Source organism: Bacteroidia bacterium, assembly GCA_041391665.1.
GTDB lineage: Bacteria > Bacteroidota > Bacteroidia > J057 > J057 > JAGQVA01.
This window is the reverse complement of record JAWKNO010000001.1, coordinates 2,370,323-2,391,078: the sequence shown is the minus strand read 5'-3', so window position 1 is coordinate 2,391,078 and position 20,756 is coordinate 2,370,323. Positions and strand designations below refer to the sequence as shown.

General features: G+C 44.0%; 10 protein-coding genes. 7 read left to right on the top strand and 3 right to left on the bottom strand.

The window, feature by feature from the left end; all coding sequences use genetic code 11:
• Positions 1-6: 6 nt before the first annotated feature.
• The 5 genes from R3D00_09825 (at position 7) to floA (ending at position 9,283) form a co-directional block, all read left to right on the top strand.
• Entirely contained in the window at positions 7-5,694 is a 5,688-nt protein-coding gene (locus R3D00_09825; protein MEZ4773467.1) for a WG repeat-containing protein, read from the top strand.
• 416 nt (positions 5,695-6,110) lie between these two features.
• A complete protein-coding gene (locus R3D00_09820) occupies positions 6,111-6,572 on the top strand; it encodes a MarR family transcriptional regulator (protein ID MEZ4773466.1) in 462 nt (153 codons plus the stop codon).
• Between the two features lie 105 nt (positions 6,573-6,677).
• On the top strand, positions 6,678-7,127 hold the full coding sequence (locus tag R3D00_09815; protein MEZ4773465.1) for a MarR family winged helix-turn-helix transcriptional regulator: 450 nt from the start codon (positions 6,678-6,680) through the stop codon (positions 7,125-7,127).
• Between the two features lie 531 nt (positions 7,128-7,658).
• Positions 7,659-8,111, top strand: coding sequence for a MarR family transcriptional regulator (locus R3D00_09810; GenBank protein ID MEZ4773464.1), 453 nt, complete (start codon positions 7,659-7,661; stop codon positions 8,109-8,111).
• Between the two features lie 161 nt (positions 8,112-8,272).
• Complete coding sequence (gene floA, locus R3D00_09805; protein ID MEZ4773463.1) at positions 8,273-9,283, top strand: flotillin-like protein FloA; 1,011 nt, start codon at positions 8,273-8,275, stop codon at positions 9,281-9,283.
• Between the two features lie 76 nt (positions 9,284-9,359).
• Here floA and recA read toward each other — a convergent pair whose 3' ends face one another.
• The 3 genes from recA to R3D00_09790 form a co-directional block, all read right to left on the bottom strand.
• Complete coding sequence (recA, locus tag R3D00_09800) at positions 9,360-10,442, bottom strand: recombinase RecA (protein ID MEZ4773462.1); 1,083 nt, start codon at positions 10,440-10,442, stop codon at positions 9,360-9,362.
• Positions 10,443-10,501: 59 nt separating this feature from the next.
• Positions 10,502-11,290, bottom strand: a complete 789-nt coding sequence (locus R3D00_09795) for a peptidylprolyl isomerase (protein MEZ4773461.1) — start codon at positions 11,288-11,290, stop codon at positions 10,502-10,504.
• Positions 11,291-11,401: 111 nt separating this feature from the next.
• Positions 11,402-11,779, bottom strand: a complete 378-nt coding sequence (locus R3D00_09790; protein MEZ4773460.1) for a co-chaperone GroES family protein — start codon at positions 11,777-11,779, stop codon at positions 11,402-11,404.
• A gap of 492 nt (positions 11,780-12,271) precedes the next feature.
• Between R3D00_09790 and R3D00_09785 the strand changes: the two genes are divergently transcribed.
• Positions 12,272-15,493 (top strand): M43 family zinc metalloprotease, encoded by a 3,222-nt coding sequence (locus tag R3D00_09785; GenBank protein ID MEZ4773459.1) that lies wholly within the window; start codon positions 12,272-12,274, stop codon positions 15,491-15,493.
• A 394-nt stretch (positions 15,494-15,887) separates the two neighbouring features.
• On the top strand, positions 15,888-20,705 hold the full coding sequence (locus R3D00_09780; protein ID MEZ4773458.1) for a gliding motility-associated C-terminal domain-containing protein: 4,818 nt from the start codon (positions 15,888-15,890) through the stop codon (positions 20,703-20,705).
• Positions 20,706-20,756: the final 51 nt, after the last annotated feature.

The following is a 20,756-nucleotide window of genomic DNA, read 5'->3' as shown; positions in this document are numbered from 1 at the left end:
GAAACTATGAGCACTGAATCAAATAGCTCCTTCTTCCCATTTGAGGGATTTATCGAGAAACTGCGTGAAAACGGTTTCCCGGTTGGGGTGCATACTTATATTCAGGTACAAACGATCCTTAACCAACTGGGGCCAGATGTGCCCCAGGAAACACTCAAAACAATACTGGCTCCGATTTTTGCCAAAAATGACCGGGATCAGGCAAAATTCTACCGGCACTTTGACAACTACTTCAGAATTATTGAAGACGTTGAACTAAAGGCGCTTGGACAAGTCAAACAAAACGAATCAGAAATAAAAAAACCGGGTACCCGCCGGAAAAAGGGGACAAATAAATCAATCAGTGCCAACCGGTGGATTTTTCTCAGTCTTTCAGTACTGGTATCTGCTTTTTTCTGCTACATTATTTTTGCGGGGTATAATGTTTTTATGGGGTCAGGACAAAAAACGAACATCGGTCGTTACCTCGAAAAATATCAACTTACCAATGACCCCTCCAGATATCCTTCATATATCGGAAACTATATGCTAAATGCCGTGCTTGGCAGGAAGCAGTTTTGCGACGATCTGGAAAATATAGGTTTCTCTCATCGTGTATCTGTAAAAGAAGGTGGTGCTATCGCTGTAGCATTTACCAACACCGCTTCAGATACCATCAGTCACCGTGAGTGGGATTTTGGCAATGGGCAAACACTCGAAGACTCTTTATCTCCAATCGTTTTCTATGGAGATACCGGCACCTATGATGTCTCTCTCCGAATTGTCAATGATTATGGATGTGTAGCTTCGATGCGCCAGTTGATTCATATTTCTACACCCAAAACATGCCAGACAAGCTTTGATTTTTCTTTCCCAGACTTACAGGATCGGCAAAAAGTAGCCTTCGATGACACTTCACTTGTCGCTGATGATGATATAATTACAAGCTGGACATGGAATATGGGCGATGATAATAAAACTATTATTAATTCCGCTGATCCCATATTTACCTATCCGACTACCCTACAGGAATATCAGGAATACCGGGTGTGCCTCGATATCACAACTAAAAATGGTTGTCAGGACCAGTTTTGTAAAGTAATAGAACTTCAGGATCCCGCTTCTACACGTACCCTGCTTCCATTAAACACCCGTCCGTTAGTAAGTTTTGACCTGGCGGTCCTGAAAACTTCCAGGCTCGCCAGATTCTACCCTTTTATCCGGCTGGCGCTTGCGCTGCTCCTGCTGTTTGGGTTACTGTTCTATGAACTTTACCTCAGAAACAGACGCTCACTTTCCCTCTCCCGTGAAAAAAGTACCGATGGGCCATATTCCTGGCCACTTCGATTTCCCCATAAAGCTGAAGTATTCACAGAAACGGCTATTTACCAGGCAGCAACTCACCTCCGCCAGCGACAAGAAAGTGAATTGCTTGTATTGGATATGCCCGGTACAATCGATGCAACGCTCGATTCCGGTGGCTTTCCTTCTTTTAAATTTTCTCCGGGAACACGTCCCTCAGAGTATCTTATTCTGATTGAAAGACGAAATTTCAAAGATCATCAGGCGCACTTCTTCTCTCTTCTGACCAAACAACTCCAGGACCAGGATATCTATATTGATACCTACTATTTTCAATCAGACTTCCGCATGTTCTGGAAAGAAATGGACGAAAAGCCATTGTATCTCCGGGAACTTCAGGTCAGACATCCCGGACACCGCGTCATTATTTTTGGCGAAGGTGAACATCTTCTTGACCCGGTTACCGGTGATCTTAACCAGGACGCTTTCGAATTTCTTGATTGGAAAGACCGCGCCGTTCTCACCCCAGTTGCACCGGCAGACTGGGGCCTTCAGGAAATCAGACTTTCTGCGCATTTCCGTGTATTACCGGCGAATACACAATCGCTTACACAATTACTTCATGCCTTTGCAGCTGATGCACCTCAGCGGTTAGGAGAATGGCGCAGGGCGGTCTATTCTGCTGCCCCCGATTTTGAGATGGGGGTTACACTTGATGAATTGGAAGTATACCTGGGAAGTGATCTTTTTCTTTGGATTTCGGCCTGTGCCATATACCCTGAACTTCAATGGGATCTGACTCTCCACCTGGGTAAAACGCTGGAAGAAACCGGCCAGACATCTGCACCACTTATTTCAGAGCACAATGTGCTGAAAATGAGCCATATCCCATGGTTTCGAAAAGGATTTATCCCTGATGAATTACGACTCGAACTTATCGATAACCTTCCTGACCCAACAGAACTACTCGTAAGAAAGGAAATTGTAAATGTAATGGCGTTTAACCCGCCCCCCACAGGAACTTTTGCTGCCGAACAATATCATAAAAACCTTGTCATACAAAATTGGAAGATGAATCCGGGAAGCCTCCGCGAAAAGCTAAAAGTTGGAGAGCAGATGGAGGAAATGGTAGAACGGGAGGAGATCGAAGATGTTACCGTACTCAGAGAACTTAAAAGTACGGACAACTCCATGATAACGGGTATGCCCATCCCAGACTCGTGGCTGAAGGTTATATTCCGTGAAGGAATGCCGCTATTAGGCATGCGCTCATGGGTTCGAATGCTGATCATTTTACCAATTGCTGTGTACCTTCTCATCCCCGTCATCCAATTTGTCTGGAATGGAAATATTCAGAATGTAAAAGACTTAAAGCAGGTAGTTGAAAAACCTGATAATATTATAGAAATCGAAGGGACCTATTACAAATTAGATGATGCGGAAGATAGCGCTCGTTACTTAGGATTCCTTGGGCTTCAGAGCTTCCGCAATCAGGATTACGGAAGTGCCTATAATGCATTCACAGAAGCGATTAAACTTGACAGACTAAACCCGGTATATTATTATCACAGAGGTCTGGCCAATTATCAGCTGACCCGCAATAATAAAGTAGATTCCCTGCTTCAGGATTCATACAATGATTTTGTCAGAGCCAATTCGCTGATCCCACTCTTTACAGGAGCAACTCAATATAATACGGATACGGTAGTGTTGATGCCGGAAATCAGTACAGGCATTATTTCGCCCAACGGGACACAAGTTATTACGGCTTCGGGAAACAGAATTAAAGTTTTTGGGAAGGATAGTCTAAATCTTCTGCATGAGCTTAGCCTGTCTGCACCGGTAAAACAAATGGAGGTATTCCCTGACGGCCAGACCTTACTGGTAGCCAATGGAAATCAGGCGAGTCTCTGGAATCTTCTCTCCGGAGAAAAAATCGGAGATCTTATTGGCCACAAACATCCCGTAAATGCCATAAGTATTTCGAATAACGGTCAGTATATTGCCACGGGCTCTGATGACAACCTCGCAATTATCTGGAGCAGAGCCAACCTCCGCCCTATTCAGTACCTGGAATATATCCATACAGGCCCGGTTCTGGACGTAAGTTTTTCACCAGACAACCGCTATGTCGTTACAGCTTCGGCAGACTCTACGACGGGAATCTGGAACCGCAATACAGGAGAATTTCTTCAATACCTTGTCGGGCAGGAAGAACCCATTATTTCGGCCTCCTTCTCGCCTGACAGCCGCCTCGTCATGACAGCTTCTGCCAATGGCTCTATTTTTATCTGGAATCTGGCAGGCGAAGCGGTAGAGAAAAAAAGAATTTTTGGAGAAACCTTGTCACAAGCCATATTCTCTCCTGATGGCAGTATGCTCGCGACTGCGGGTGAACGAAATGATCATAGCTCCAGAGTGATACACCTATTCAACTACCGCGATGATCAGCCCATCCTCTCGATGCGGGTGCCGGGTTTTCGCACAGAAAACTTCCATCGTGGCTATCTTTCCTATTCAAGAGAAAATTATCTTCTTATGCTGAGTGTTGAGGGTATGGGATTTGCCAGCTTCCGTTTTTTGCCCAAAACGTTTAACAGCTCTTCGCTAAAACAATATTGTCAATACAATGGAACCGTTCTGAGCTACGAAAGAGAGCAGTTTACCCATTCAGCACTTCGGTTTGCAGAGCTTGTAAGGCAGGATTCTTCAGATGTGGACGCCCGTTATGGAAGAGCATTGTCCTATCTCTATATGGCGCTTAATGCAAATACATTTGATAGCGCACATACTTCTGAAAGTATCAGAGATCTACAGACAATTATTACCCTGCGGCCAGAATACTTTGACAGCAGGAAGGAACTGCTGCCACTCCTTTTCCAGATATATTCTACGCATAAACCAGGAAGAAACAAAATTGATCAGTTATGTGCATTCGCAGACAAGATAGATCCAGGATCATGTTCCCTTCTTCGATATGACGAAATACAACCCTATTCGGAAGGCCTTGCAGCAGTAAGAGACGGAAAATTCTGGGGATACATAAATGAACAGAGAAAGCTGGTTATCCCTTTCGAATTTTTTGACCCATCCTCGTTTAAGAATCATCTTGCGATAGCAAAATCGATCAAACTCAATCGTTATGTATGTATTGATACGTTAGGTCAGCTTTTGTTTGATGTCGTAAATGCCGCCTCAGAAGGGAATTATGCTATCAGAGATGCACAGACTCAGCTGTGGGGCTTTATGGATAAAGAAAACTTCATAGTTACTATTCCGCCCAAATATCATTCCGTAGAAAATTTTTACAGAGGATATGCCAAAGTAGAAAAGAAAAGCTTTGGCAGGTCATTGTTTGGTTTTATTGATAAGTCTGGTTCGGAAGAAAACTACGGAGGAATCCGATATCAGAAAATAACGGGTAATTTTAAAGATGAAAGCCTATTATTTGCAGAGCTTCCCGGCAACAATGTCGTACAGATTCAGTACCGGGCACCGGGAAGTGTGACGGGTATAAATGAATCAGGAAACAAAAATAATAATACGGATTTCCAGGCTGAGAACAGTCCATTAAATAATAAAAGCCTACCTTTCACACTTGTAGGCAACCTGTCCAATGGCCTCATAAGAGCGATGCAGGGCGGTAAATATGGCTTTGTTGCTCCTGATATACAACAACAACAATCCCAGACCAGTCAGGCAGCAGAACCATCTTATACGGTGATCATCAATTTCCAGTATGAATCTGCGTATGATTTTAGCTTTGAACGAGCGGCGGTCAAAAGACCAGGAGGGAAATGGGGATTTATTGATGTCCTGGGCAAAGCGGTTATTCCTTTTGAATATGAAACAGTAGAGTATTTTACGCAAAAAGAAGAAGGCCGGATTTTGTCTATGGTCAGTAAACAAAACCTCCAATATTATATTGATCGGACAGGAGAATGCGTCAGTTATTTGAAGTTTGGCTGCCCCGCACCAGAATTACGTACTCAGGTAAAAACAGAATCCTATACTATTCCATCTTCCGGATATCTCGTTTTCAAAGAAGGTGAAAAATGGGGAATCAAAACCGCCGAAGGCAAAATTATTACCCCGCCAGTTTACGAAAATCAAATTGTATTCAGCGAATCACGGGCCAAAGTACTACGCGACGGGAAGTGGGGATTTATAGATGAAAAGGGCATGGTAACCGTACCGCTGGTATTCAATGGTGCGAGCGATTATTCTGACGGACTGGCTGCTGTAATGCGAAACGGACTTTGGGGATATATCAATCTTGAAGGCAAACCACAGATCGAATTTAAGTTTGATACGCCTGGTCAGTTTATCAGAGGCTGGACCATTGTAAGGGAAGGCAAAGTCTCATACAAAATTGACCGGCTGGGCAATAAAATAGGAGACCGGAAAAAATAGAGAAACCAACACGCCGTATTTGCACAAGCCTTGTGACATACAGGAAAAATCCCTGCGATTTTTCAAATACAAGTACCCTTAAACATTCCATTTTTCCTACTTTATTCATTCGGCACTTTTTTTTTCAATACTCCGCAGAAATAATCCCCTCAAAATCAATGATTTACATTTTTTTTCAAAAAAGAACTTAATTGAATAGTTGTTCTATTTATTTTTTCACCTTATATTAATGGCTCGCTTAAGCTATACACATATGGTGTAAAACCACTATTACATTTCGTGGTTTTTTCATAGATGTGTATTTTCAAATTATTGGATTAATTTTTTGAGATAATTTGATATTCTTGAGTTCGTATTTTATATTTGCATTTTATTTGAGAAATAATTGATTCCCTGGCTAATCTAACAATTCACGTATGAAAACTATGGAAACAGCTGGTCAAGCCCTTGCCGTTGAGAGACTTGAAAAAAGCTTGTTTGACATGAGTGATGTATACCGGAAACACCGGCAATATATCAAAACCAAACACCAGATTTCCTCTCTGGAAATGGAGATCATTCAATTGGTCACGCAGGAGGGGATGAAAAAAATGAAAGAAATCGGCCAGCATTTCAACATCAAACTCAGTACGCTGACCAGCATTATTGATAAGATCGAGGAACAGAAACTGGTCCGTCGCACAAATTCACGTGATGACCGCCGGGTAGTTTACCTGGAATCTACACGCAAAGGACAGAAAGTATACGAGGAATACAATCGCTACATCCAGGCTATGTCCCTGTTTATGTGTAAGTCCCTGCAATCTAACCAGATACAGGCTTTTCTGGAAGGAATCGAACAAATGTCGGGTTTAATATCCGGCGAACCCGAAGCCTGATTTCACCCTGCCTTTTCTCTTGTATTTCCATATTACCGGTTGCTGTGCATGAAATAACCATTCAGGCACTGTTTCTTATTTATGAACGCCCTAACCCCAATAGCTATGTCTTCTGAAAATGTTATCGATAACGATGTCAAACGTCTGGAGCAAAGCCTGGTTGTTCTAAACCATGCATTCCGGAAACACAGAGATTTTATTAAAGAGAAGTTTAAGATTTCTGCATTGGAAATGGAACTGATCCAGTTTGTTGTACAAAATGGTGCACAGAAAATGAAAACTGTGTCCGAATATTTTGATATCAAACTTAGTACCCTCACTTCCATTATTGATAAAGCAGAAAATCAGCGAATTCTGAAACGCACCAATTCCAAAGAAGATCGCCGTGTAGTCTTTCTGGACTATACCCGTAAAGGGAAAAATATTTATGAAGACTATGGGAAGTTTCTTCACGAAACTGCCTTGAGAATGCAAAATAGTCTGAACGAGGATCGTTTTAATCACTTTGTAGAAAGTATGGAGACTTTCACAAAAATATCCGTGCCCTCCAACTGATCATCCAGTTACATTTAATCATATAATGGGATTAGTGGAAGAATATTTCACTAATCCCTGATTTTTTTTATAGTAACTATCCGAATAACCGAAGATTTTACCAATCCACAAATGTTAGTCAGAAGGAAATTGTGATTCTTTCATATCCTTTCCTTACTGAATACAACAATTTTGGCATCCGCCTTTCCTGTCACCAATTTATATTTTACGGTCTGTTTTAGCTCAAAAATGCAGCATTCATAGATTTGATCCGGCTTTTGGTACCGGATCATTCTACATTATAACATTCGATATAAAAACAACAGATCGTATTACTACTATCACGGAATATTTCACAATTTTAATTATTGATTACAAAAAACAAATGGGGGTTGGCAAAAACGTAAAACAATTCGTGATATACCGAACCCCAGGTAATATCCCTGATAAAGATAGCATCCAGCCCAAAAAAGATATAAACCGGGGATGTTCACTTTATTGAAAAATTTGCTTTCAATTTATTTATAATTTTATTAAAATTGTGGAAACCTGATGAATACTTTGAGTAAATTATTTGTTGAACCGAATGCCCTTAGGTTAGAAAGTGTCCTGAATGAACTAGTTCAGGCTTTTAATCAGCGAAGATTATCCATTCTTAACCGGTATGGTGTCAATGAACAAGATGTTGAAATTATCCGCTATCTGAATGAAACCGATCTGAAGAAAATGAAGGAGATTGGCGAATTCTTCAACATTAAGTTGAGTACACTGACCAGCACCATAGATAAACTTGAAAAAAACAAGCTGGTTAAACGCAAGAACTCTAAAGAAGACAGAAGAGTGATTTACATCCGTCCTACCTCCAAAGGTGAAAACCTTCTTGCGGAGCTTTCTGATATGATGAAAAGTCTTTCTGAAGCTATGCAAAAAGAGTCAAAACCGGATGACTTCACCTCGATGTTGGATGGATTGGAAAAAATTCTTGTCTTTATTCAGTCTCATTAACAGGTACACTACATCTATTTCCTATAGAGAGACAAAGCCAACCGGCAATGCCTCTGATAAAATTTCTGTTTTCCCGATTGTATACGCAACCGGGAATTTTATTTTTTCATACCACTACACCATCAAATTATTCGCTAAATTAGAGGAAATAAATAGTCTGTATGTCAATCATTCTTTTAGATACCTTATTGTATACGGTGACGATTATCGTGGTCATTGTTGTTCTTTTGGTTTTGGGTGTTCTATTTTATTTCGTTCCGGTTGGCCTTTGGATCTCCGCTCAGTTTTCCGGGGTCCGTATTAGTATTGGTCAGCTTATCGGGATGCGCCTTCGGCGGGTGCAACCTAAAGTAATTGTCGATGAGTTGATCAAAGCAAAAAAAGCCAGCCTCCCCGATGTCAGATTCAATGCGCTGGAAGCTCACTATCTGGCCAAGGGTAATGTTAATACCGTTATTGATGCGCTGATCTCTGCCAAAAATGCCGGCATCGGCCTAAACTTCGACCAGGCCGCGGCGATTGATCTTGCGGGCAGAGATGTACTCCAGGCTGTGAGGGATTCCGTTAATACCAAAGTCATAGACTCCCCGGCGATTGAAGCTGTGGCCAAAGATGGTATTCAGCTTATTGTAAAGGCTCGAATTACCGTGCGGGTTCGGCTGGAAAAACTGGTAGGTGGAGCGGGAGAAGAGACCGTTGTAGCCCGTGTTGGACAAGGCATTGTCGCTTCTATCGGTTCTGCCGAAACACACGAATCTATTCTTGCAGACCCTGGACTGATCACCGAAAAAATCATGAACGAAGGCCTTACTTCCGGTACAGCATATGATGTTTTGTCAATTGACATCGCTGACATAGATATCGGGAAAAGTATAGGTGCCCAGTTGAAAGCCGACGAAGCTGCGGCTGCCTTGCAGGTTGCCAGGGCAAAAGCGGAAGAAAAACGCGCTGAAGCAGTCGCCGAGGAACAATACTTCCGGGCGAGAGTACAGGAAATGAGAGCCAAACTTATTGAAGCTGAAGCTCAAATTCCAATGGCAATCGCAGAAGCGTTCCGCATGGGTAACCTGGGAATTATGGACTATCACCGCTTGCAAAACATTGAAGCCGATACCAGAATGAGAAGATCCTTCTCAGATGATGATGGCCCAATTGAAGAAACTGAAGATTAGTTTTTTAGGATAGAAACCAAAAACGGCTGAAAGAATCAATCTCTCAGCCGTTTTTTTATGTAAACTACGTTGTGTACTATTCTGCAAGTTCAGATTCCACTTCGTCTTCTATAATGTTTTCGGAAGATTTTGTGCGGGCTTTACTGGCACTGGCGCCGGCACCAATTCCCTTCACAGCCATTACCTTTGCTTTTATTTCCTCCATCAGTTCAGGATTGTCTGACAGCATCCGTTTGGCAGCGTCTCTTCCCTGTCCGAGTTTGTCGCCACTATAACTAAACCAGGAGCCCGCCTTTTGTACGATATCCTCTTCTACGGCCAGATCCAGCACTTCACCTTCAATGGACACACCTTCACCAAACATGATATCAAATTCAGCAAACTTAAAGGGAGGGGCTACTTTATTTTTCACCACTTTTACTTTTACACGGTTACCTATGCTATCAGTACCTTCTTTAATCTGCGCAGTACGGCGAATATCCAGACGAACAGAGGCGTAAAATTTCAAGGCATTACCCCCAGTAGTGGTTTCAGGGTTGCCAAACATTACACCAATTTTATCGCGAAGCTGGTTGATAAATATACAAACACAGTTAGTTTTGGAGATGGCCGCAGTAAGTTTACGCAACGCCTGAGACATGAGACGAGCCTGTAAGCCCATTTTAGAGTCGCCCATTTCACCTTCAATCTCAGCTTTAGGGGTCAGTGCTGCGACGGAGTCAATGACTACAATATCAATTGCACTGGAGCGAATCAGGTATTCGGCGATTTCCAGTGCCTGCTCACCATAATCTGGCTGAGAGACATACAGGTTCTCCGTATCAATTCCCAGTTTTTCTGCATAGGTGCGGTCAAAGGCATGTTCTGCATCAATAAATGCAGCCAGTCCTCCTGATTTTTGCGCTTCGGCAATCATATGCATTGCCAGAGTAGTCTTACCTGAAGATTCAGGGCCGTAGATTTCCACAATTCTTCCACGGGGAATACCACCGATCCCCAAAGCTATATCCAGACCAAGCGAACCCGTAGACAGAGCCGGCACATCAGAAACCGGATTATCGCTCAGTTTCATTACAATCCCTTTACCGTAGGTCTTTTCCAGCTTATCTACGGTCATCATGAGGGACTTCAGTTTTTCAGATTTGATATCTTTTGCCATTGGTTTAAAGAAATTACTTTTGCTGCGTAAATGGTTATGGTTCTATAAAAAGTGTACGCTTAATGCGTATCGGGGACAATCATTTTTAAAATTCGTATTGGTTTTACCGGACGGTTGTAGGCATCTGTTCCTTCTTTACCAATCTTGTCAACAACATTCATCCCACTCACAACTTCGCCAAATATTGTATATTGAAAATCCAGCCAGGGTGCTCCACCCTCATTTTTATATGCATTGCGTTGAGCAGGGGTATATCGATAATCCTCAAAATTCTCCGCTTTCAGGTACTCATCAAATGTACCAGAAAATTCCCCTTTTCCTACAACTGCCTGCCAATCAGTAAAATACCGACCTTTCCGCACATAGTTGTACTGCATCTCCATCGTGTCCAGTCTTGCTGAGGTAGCCGGCGCACCAGTTACAATATAAAACTGGCTGCCCGATGACCGCCATTCCGGATTCATATCGTCAGGATATCTTGCTGCGGCAAGTTTCCCCCGCGTATGAATAAATGATTCGATAATCTCTGCCGGCAGCGTATAACCCGGATCATCACCCAAAGTAGTATCCTGCATGGTCGATTCGTTCCTGGTACGAGGATCTCCCGCCTGGATCATAAAATCGTAAATCACCCGATGAAACATTAAACTATCATAAAACCCCGATTTGGCGAGCTTGAGAAAATTATCCCTGTGAATGGGGGTCTCATCATATAACTGTAACCCGACTTCACCATAGTCTGTGACCATGATGACATCTGGTTCGACTGCTACCTGGGTTTCTTTCCCACATCCTGATCCAAGTATTATACCTACTATCAGAAAAACAAAGTACGAATTAGAATTCATGCTAATTATATGTGCAATTTAGGTGTAAAAAAATAAATAACCAAAAAAAAATATAAAAAATTTTAGATTACCGCTGCAAACAGCCTCCGATATACTAAAAATTTTGGCAGATTACTCAAACAATCCTTCGTCCCGCTCTAACATCAGAATCGCATGCTGGCTCACAATAAAGTATTTTTCACCAGCATACATCACTTCATAAGCATCCTTCTGCAGGAATATAGCCACGTCTCCTTCTTTTGCCTGAAGTGGTATGTATTTTATGCCTTCCTGCCGGTCTTTCCACGGCTCATCATCTTCGGGTGGCATCGGAATCGGATAACCGGGCCCCACTTTCATAACAAATCCTGTTTGTACTTTTTCCTTGTCTCCAACGCCTGGAGGCAGATATAGCCCGCTTTCTGTCCGGTCTTCCTGGTTACGAAGTTTTATCAAGATCCTATCTCCAATGATAATCAGTTTATCCAGCTTCGTCTCTGTTTCTTCCATATTATATTTGATTGTCATTTTCTCATCAAAGATACGTAAATTAGCCCGGTAGAATAAAATTCTTCAAAATTTCAAAATGATCTAAAAAAAATCAGAATTAAATTTTTTGTTGTATATTAAATTTATTAATTTTGGCATTAAGTTCTTCTAATATCTACACTGACCCAACTGCAAATACTGTTTGCAGTCAGCAATAAAAGATATCCCGCAACGGGATTAAGATGTATTGTGTTTTCATGGTTGTGCTGTAGGGACGGCTCTCCCAAAGGGCCGCTCCCTCTTTTTTTTATATACCCCTGCTTCCTGTTCTCCTTTCCCACAAATAGCCCCCAGGCACCCCTCCTGTATTCGGCTAAAACCCATTTTCCTTTTTTTTAGGAAAAATTCTGCCTCCCACAAAATAGCGGCCCGGTTTTTGATTTGTTATCCTCTGAGTTTATCGCTTTCCCTCTCTTGCATTGTAGTCCTTACACTGTGTGCTTGTCAATAAGGATGATGAATTATAGACGTTTGTATAGGTATATCTCAGCGGGAACACGCGTCCTGAGACTGTCCGTATGGTTAGGATGGATTCTCATTGCGGTTCCGGCATGGTCTCAAACTTCCGGCCCGACTGTAGCTGCGGATGATGTTCATAAGGCAAAATACCTTACGGATACTGCATATCAGCGATATACGGATGAGATTGAAGCATGGCTTTTTCGCCAGGCCGACCTCTCCTCAAACAAACGAGGGGTACTCACTCTTCCCGTCGTAGTGCATATCATGCATCTTCCCGGCGATACAATCCCCGACAATAGTACATCCAATATCACCGATGACCGTGTTTATGGAGCCATAGACCTGATCAATCAGGCTTTTAGAAATACAGGTGCTTTCGCCGGCGGGCCGTTTCACTCCAATGCGGGAATCAATGCCGCTGACGTAGAAATTGAATTTTGTCTTGCCAAAAATGACCCCAACGGAAATCCAACCAACGGAATCACGCGTGTAGCTACGCCTCTTTCCAACCTGAAACGAGATGAACTTTGCACCGGAAGTACCAGCACACAAGATGAATGTCTGAAGGCGCTTTCATTCTGGGACTCTCATCAATACATCAATATCTGGATTGTCAATAATATCTGTAAAGATGCCTCTAATACTGAATGCGGTATTGAAGGTTATTCCTACCTCGCTGCTGCCCACGGACAGTCTTTCGATGGCCCTGTGATTGCCGCTCCTTTTTTCAACCCTCAAAGAAATAATATATCTGCAGCTGTACACCAATTGGGACACTATCTCAACCTGATGGATACCTATTTTGATCCTCCAGGTAAAACGTCCTGCGATAACTCCAATTGCCTGCTTGACGGAGACAGAATCTGCGACACCCCTCCGGACGCCGGTCCTCAGACAGTCAATTGCACCGCTGGCCAGACCATCAATTCCTGTACGACTGATGCCGACGATCCCGGACCCAATAATCCATTTTCTGCCGATGTCCAGGACTTGTATGAAAATTATATGGACAATGGCAACTGGGGCTGTATGAATATGTTTACCCCCGGGCAGAAAATCCGGATGAGAAACTCGCTGCTGGGTGTTCGTGCTTCTTTGCTTACCTCTATGGGTTGTTATGTTCCTTACAGAAATGTATCTGTAAAAGAACTTATTTCACCCACTCCCATCAGCTGCGGGCCTCCATTCTACCCAAAAGTTCGACTGGTCAATACAGGCAATGTGGAAATTACCTCCATGAAAATCCATCAATCTATGGATAACAGTGCCGGTAAAACTTTTTACTGGTCAGGAAAACTTTCCCCTGCCGACTCAGTGGATGTTCGCCTGCAACCTGAAAATATGCTGCCTGGCACCCACCATGTTCTGGTACACGTCACTGACGTAAACAATGCAGGTCTCGACGAAAATGAATTTGACGATCAGATCAGCCGCGTTTTCGCCTATGTCACAGTTACCGAAGTAGTTAATACATTTCCTTATTGCCGGGACTTTGAGGATAATACCGTACCTTCAGACTGGATTGCAGGCAACTTTGATCAGCTCCTGTCTTTTGATCTTTACTCCATGTCTACCTGCTCAGCCCGAGGAAATCATATGCTGCGATATAATACCAATGGCATGTGGCACAATGGCGGAGTCTCTGCCGGCCCTGGAGGCACCCAGGATGCAATCGTCAGCCCGCTGATTGATCTTTCCGGTATGAGTAGCGCGACACTTAGCTTTGATGTGGCATACAAAGCGATGAATCCGGCCAATGAACTTACCCTGGATGTGTCTGTTTCCAGTAACTGTGGTCAACACTTCACACAGGTTTACTCGAAGTCCCATATGGATCTTCAGACAGCGATTTCACCGTTTAGTGTAAATGTTGTTGCCTGGGAACCTACAGGTTGTAATGAATGGCGCAGGGAAACCATCAGTCTCGATCCGTGGGTAGGTGATCAGATTTATATTTCTTTTGAGGCAATTCTGGAATCTTTTTTCGGCCAGAATCTCTATCTGGATAATATTTGTATTGATGCTGTGCCCGGATGTGCAGCCCCCGCTTCTATCCCTGACTTCCCCGGCGTTTTTGTTGCAGATGAAAAATGTACTGACCAAAATGGTTGGACACACTTCTGGAAGAATGCAGGTACAGCCCCGGTCTCCGACCAGGATTTCTTACTGCTGTCTTTTAAAAACCTTGATAGCGCAGGAATTGATCTTCAACCTGACGATGTCAAAATTGTAGTTACCGAAGGGTACGGTGAAATGGGGAAAGATCTCTCAGATGCGCCATACGTCAACAACCCCAAAGGGTGGTACACCATGAACAGATATTATGAAATATCCTCTCCGGTACAACCCAATGACACCGTTACGCTCAGATTTTACTATACCAGCAAAGACTTCAACGACCTCAATAAAGCCATTGCACCAGAGGAGCTGGCGTCCCATAAGGATATGATTTTTTATACGCTGAGTCCGGGACAAAACCCCGACCTGTTTAAAGGTCATGAAACCGTAACGGGTCCATATTACAAGGAGTTCCGAAATACTGAAAAAAATGAACCGGGTTCATGGCACGACGCTACCTTTGGCAGGTATTTTTCGGCAGTCGTAAAGATAGATACGCTGGGAAGCGGAGGTATGGGTACAGGGGGCGAAGCACTGAGAACAGGCGCTACCTACCCTGTAAAAATTCATCTGACAGCTGAGCAGATTTTTGAGCAGGTCGAACTCACCTGGACTACACCTGTAGAAATTCAGACTGAAACATATGAAGTGTACCGGGCAGGCGACCGGGGAATCTTTGAAAAGATCGGAGAACTAGCAGCCGGTGGGGTTAGCCTTCAGCCGGTGAGCTATTCGTTTACCGATGAAACACCGGAGAAAGGCAAAAATCAGTACTACCTCAAACTGATTCATTCACACGGCCTTGAAGTGTATTCAGATACCTTCACCATCGCGTTTGATGTTTCTAAACTGGTTCGGGTATATCCCAATCCATTTCAGGAAAAACTCCAGATAAAATTTGCTTCCACCGCTGATGCGCCCGTAGCTTTTGGCATCTACAACGGAAACTGGCAGGAACTGGCAAAATATACATGGGAGCAAAAAGACCATTTTGCACATGAAGTTGAAATAGCGGGTCTGTCCCCCGGTATATACTTCTATGTAATATTCTATAAGGGCCAGACCTTCAGAGGGAAAATTGTACGAACACCGTAAAAAGTTTAAAACTTTTTGGTTACTTCAACAATTCGCCTTTTCTTTAAATCGCTTGTTCTTGTTCATGCCTGTAATCCCGACAAAAATCACAGGAATCTTACATAGAATCCTGAATTGTGATTGTTAATTTACTTTCAACAGAAAGGAGTAAATTATTATCACTACTCCCGAATCACAAGTGATTATTGTGTTGTCAGGAGATTTTAGTACTTGTTTCGTTCTTTTCAGTTTTATATTTACAGGCGGAAATTTGGTTTATACGAAAAGTCTTTCGTTCGCACAATAAACTTTGCATCTATTTTTCCCTGACGCTAACATGCTTTTCAATTGAACCTTACGGGGGAAATCATTCAAAAGAAGGTATTTGCCTAAGGAAAACTAAAACCATGGCTTTATGCACGCAAAGGTTACTGTCCTGAAATATCTGGTTTATTCCTGTCTTGCACTTGTCATTTCAGTCATCACAGGTTATTCTGCTTATGCAACCCATGCAATGGGGTCTGATCTCAGATATGAATGTCTGGGAGGAAATACCTATCGCATTACCCTTACGATTTACAGAGATTGTATTGGATCCAATCTTACTGATAAACAGAATATCGTATTTCGTTCTGACTCATGTGGAATTGCGCCTTACATCTTAAAAGCTGACCGGACATCGCTGATAGAGTTGTCTCCGCTTTGTCCATCACAACAGCCCAGCAGTACGTGTAATGGTGGCATTTTACCTGGTGTAGAGGAGCATACGTACCAGATTGTCACTACCCTGCCCCAACAATGTCCCGACTGGAATATCAGCTGGCAGCTTTGTTGCCGCAATTATGCCATCACCAATTCTGTGGTCACTACCATTACTCGTATGTATATCGAGGCAACCCTCGACAACCTGAATGTAACCTGCAACAATTCACCGTACTTTACGGTCGCTCCTGTGCCTTTCCTCTGTGAGGGACAGCCTTTTCTCTTTAATAATGGCGTAAAGGACGATGATGGGGATTCGCTGGTTTTCGAACTGACTGATCCATTGGATTATATTGGAGGAATTCCGGTTCCGGTTCCCTACAATCCTGGTTTTAGTGTATCTTACCCAATGGCGACCAACCCTCCGGGGTCATTCAACTTTGATCCAAACTCCGGTCAGTTTGCTTTTCAGCCCAATGGACTTCAGCAAGGTATTGTCGCGCTTCGGGTCAAAGAATACCGAAACGGGGTACTCATCGGTTCTACCATGCGCGATATCCAGATGGTGGTGATATTCTGTACCAATCAGACACCTTTAATCAACACCCCTATCAATGTCAGCGGAGGTCAGTTGAATGGCAATACTTTCTCGGTGTGTGCCGGAAATACCCTTACGTTCGACATGTCAGCCATTGACCCTGATACCGGTGATACGCTTTCTATTTTCTATAATCTCGGAAATGCTGCCCCCAACGCGACCCTTGGCTTTTCAGGTATTAACCCGGTAAATGGTTCCTTCTCATGGGCAACCACAGTGGCTGATACCGGCAATTACTTTTTCTCCGTTTCGGTAGCGGACAATGGGTGCCCGATTATCGGAAAATCTAATGTGGGCTATAATATTATCGTCAACGACGGTGAAATTTTGCCCTCAAATCATACCCTGATCTGTCCTGCAAGCGATTCGTTGGTTCAGCTCATAGCTTCGACCCCCAATCCTGGCGGTACAGGTACTTATTTATGGACCCCCGCTACAGGGCTCAGCAACCCTAATATCCGCAACCCGATTGTCAATACTTCAGGCGCAACTTTCCCGATCAATTATATCGTCTCCTACACCAGCAATGTTCCCGGCACATGCCCGATTATAGAACCGTTTACCATTGATTCGGAAGGCGTGCTGGAACTAACGACTGATCCGGTTGTACATATTTGCGCAGGCGATTCGGCACAGTTGAATGCCTCTTTTTCTCTTTCAGGCAATCCTGTACCGTTTACCTTCTCCTGGGACCCCCCCATTGCACTGAGCAATACGGGTATCCCCAACCCCATCGCATCGCCAACCAGTAATACGCTCTATCAGGTGACTGTTTCTACGCTAAATTGTAATTATATAGACAGTGTACTGGTAATCGTAGACGATATACCTTTGCTCAATCCTTTCTCCAATCCCACCATTTGCGAAGGCAACAGTGTAACATTGATTCCAACCGGTCTTAATATCGACAGTGCCAATTTTCAGTGGACGCCGGTCACCGGGCTTAGCGACCCGACCATAAGAAACCCGGTGGCTAGCCCTACCGCTACCACAACTTACACACTTACCGTAAGCAATGGCTGCGGTACATCTGTACAAAATGTCACGATCAACGTTACCCCCCCGCTGACTGTAACCATGAGTTCTTCAGACGTACAGTGCAACGGTGCCAATGACGGAACAGCAACTGTCGTTACCTATGGAGGCGCGGGTGGAAACAGTTTTGTATGGACACCCAACGTTTCCAGCAGTGCTTCAGCGATAAACCTGCCAGCGGGAACATATTCGGTGGTCGTGCAAGATGCAGCCAGCTGTACAGATACAGGCGTAGTAGTGATATCCGAACCAGCACCGCTTATTCCGGCAATAACAGGTACGACAGATATCTTTTGTGCTGGCGACAGTACCGGAACCATCTCCGTATCTGCTTCCGGAGGTACACCCAATTATACCTACGCCATAGACGGTGTCAATTTTGTATCTGTGCCTGTATTCTCCTTCCTCACTGCCGGCACCTACACTTTCACGGTAATGGATGACAATGGGTGTACAGCCAATATCCCCGGTATTGCCATCAATCAACCTAATACCCCACTTGTTGCAGTTCTCGACAGCCAGATAAATACCAATTGCAGCAATAACCTGGGCTCTGTATTTGTTTCTGCCTCAGGTGGTACGCCTTCATATATTTTTGAAATACCCGGTTATAGCCCACCATCGGCCAGTGGAACAGTCTCCGGACTTTTTCCGGGAACCTATTTCACCATTGTCACAGACTCACTGGGTTGTACGGATACGGTTTCAGCAGAAATCCTTGAAATTTCTGATCCATGGGGACAGGTAGACTCGATCAAGCCAGTCTCGTGTTATGGCGGATCAGACGGAGAAGTCTGGATCTCTGCGACAGATGGTATGCCACCCTATCAGTTTTCTATTGATAATGGTCCATATATCAACAGTACCCATTTTACAGGCCTGGCACCCGGCCCTCACTTCATCTCCATAATAGATGCCGATATATGTGAATATAGTCTGGCCTTCTTCATTACCGAACCAGATTCTCTTTATGGACTGGTAGGCAATAAAATTGATGTAGAATGTAATGGTGAATTCACCGGGCAAGCCACTATTATTGCGAAAGGGGGAACTTCGCCTTTTCAGATGTCCCTGGATGGAGGCCCGTTTGGATCCCCCAATATTTTCTTCAACCTGGCAGCAGGAAATTATACGGTTACGATCAGAGATATAAAGGGTTGTGAAGCAGATGTTCCCTTTGAAATACTGGAACCGCTACCGTTGAATGCTGTCATCGCACAAAAAGAGGATATCTCCTGCTTTGGGCTTCATGATGGAATGATCGTAGTACAAGCTTTGGGAGGTGTGCCAGACTTTACCTATTCGATCGATGGAGTCAATTATGTCAATGACAGCATTTTCCCCAATCTGGGCGCAGGTTCTTACACTTTGTATGTCAAGGACAAATTTGACTGCCCCGACTCTGTAACTGTTCAGATTATAGAACCCTCTCTGGTGGGCGTAAATGTTGTCAATACCAGTGATGCTGATTGTTTTGGTACGCCATCAGGTACGATTACTCTTGCAGGAACCGGCGGTACTCAACCTTATGTTTTTTCGGTTGATACTGCCAATACATTTGTGCCAGGCCCCACACTAAATAATCTTCCCGCAGGCCCTTATGCAATCATTCTCAGAGATGCAAATGGGTGTACGGCAGAAACTACCGCAGAAATCAACGAACCGCCCAAACTCCTGGGAGAAATAGACGTAACCGAATTGCGCTGCCTCGGAGATAGCAATGCGATTGCAACTGCCATGATCACTGGCGGAGTGCCTCCCTACCGCTACGAATGGACGACAGGCGCAACCACTCAGACCATTACCAATCTACCCGCAGGAAACTATGTGGTACTCGTCAGTGATGCCAATGACTGCCAGATTTCCGTAAGTACAGAAGTAATCGGGCCACCCCTGTTTGCATTTGATACTACCCTGTACACTGACGTAACCTGCTTTGGGGGTACCGATGGATCTGCTTTTGTTGAGGCTACGGGCGGACTCCCCCCCTATATCTACACATGGTCCAACGGAGGCGACAATCAGGCTGTATTTGATCTCGCTGCCGGAGACTACGTAATTACGGTCACTGATACCAACAACTGTGTGCTGATTGATACCGTTACGATTTCTCAACCAGATCCTATTGTCATTGAAATTATTGACATCGAGAATGCTTTCTGTAATCTCGACAATGGCGCTGCAACCGTACAGGCAAGTGGCGGTATTCCCGAATATCGCTATACCTGGCAAACTACTCCGCCCCAGGAAGGCCCTACCGCCACCAATTTATATGGAATCCCTTTTGGCGGTCCCTACACCGTAACGGTAACAGACTCCAACAACTGCGTGCAGACACTGGAAGTTGCCGTGGGTACACAAGACCCTCCGATTGCAGATTTTGAGCATGATCTGGGGATCAGCGATACCATTATTTTCAATGAAAAGGGTGTCAGGTTTACCAATCTCTCTCAGGGTGCGATAGCCTATCACTGGGAATTTGGCGATGGCGGGGAATCAGATGAAGAAAACCCCACTCATACCTATCGCAAAGAGGGTATCTACACAGTAATGCTGATTGCTTACGATACAAATTTTGGCTGCCCCGACACAGCAACCAAAACTTTCTACCTGATACCGCCCGGAGCCATCTATGTTCCCAATGCATTTACCCCCAATGGAGACGGACATAATGACAATTTCTTCCCTGTGGGTATCGGTGTAGTGCGAATGAATATGGATATCTACGATCGCTGGGGGCATCACCTCGTAACGCTGTACAATATGTCTGAGTACTGGAATGGCCGAAACAAGAATGGAAATGCCGTTCAGGAAGGCGTATATGTCTGGGTTATTGATGCTACTATTAACGATGGAACCCGGGTACAACGAGCAGGAACCGTAACATTAATCCGGTAAAGGTCTCCAACAAATACAAATCTTTGTATCTTTGGGGGCCAAACACCGAAA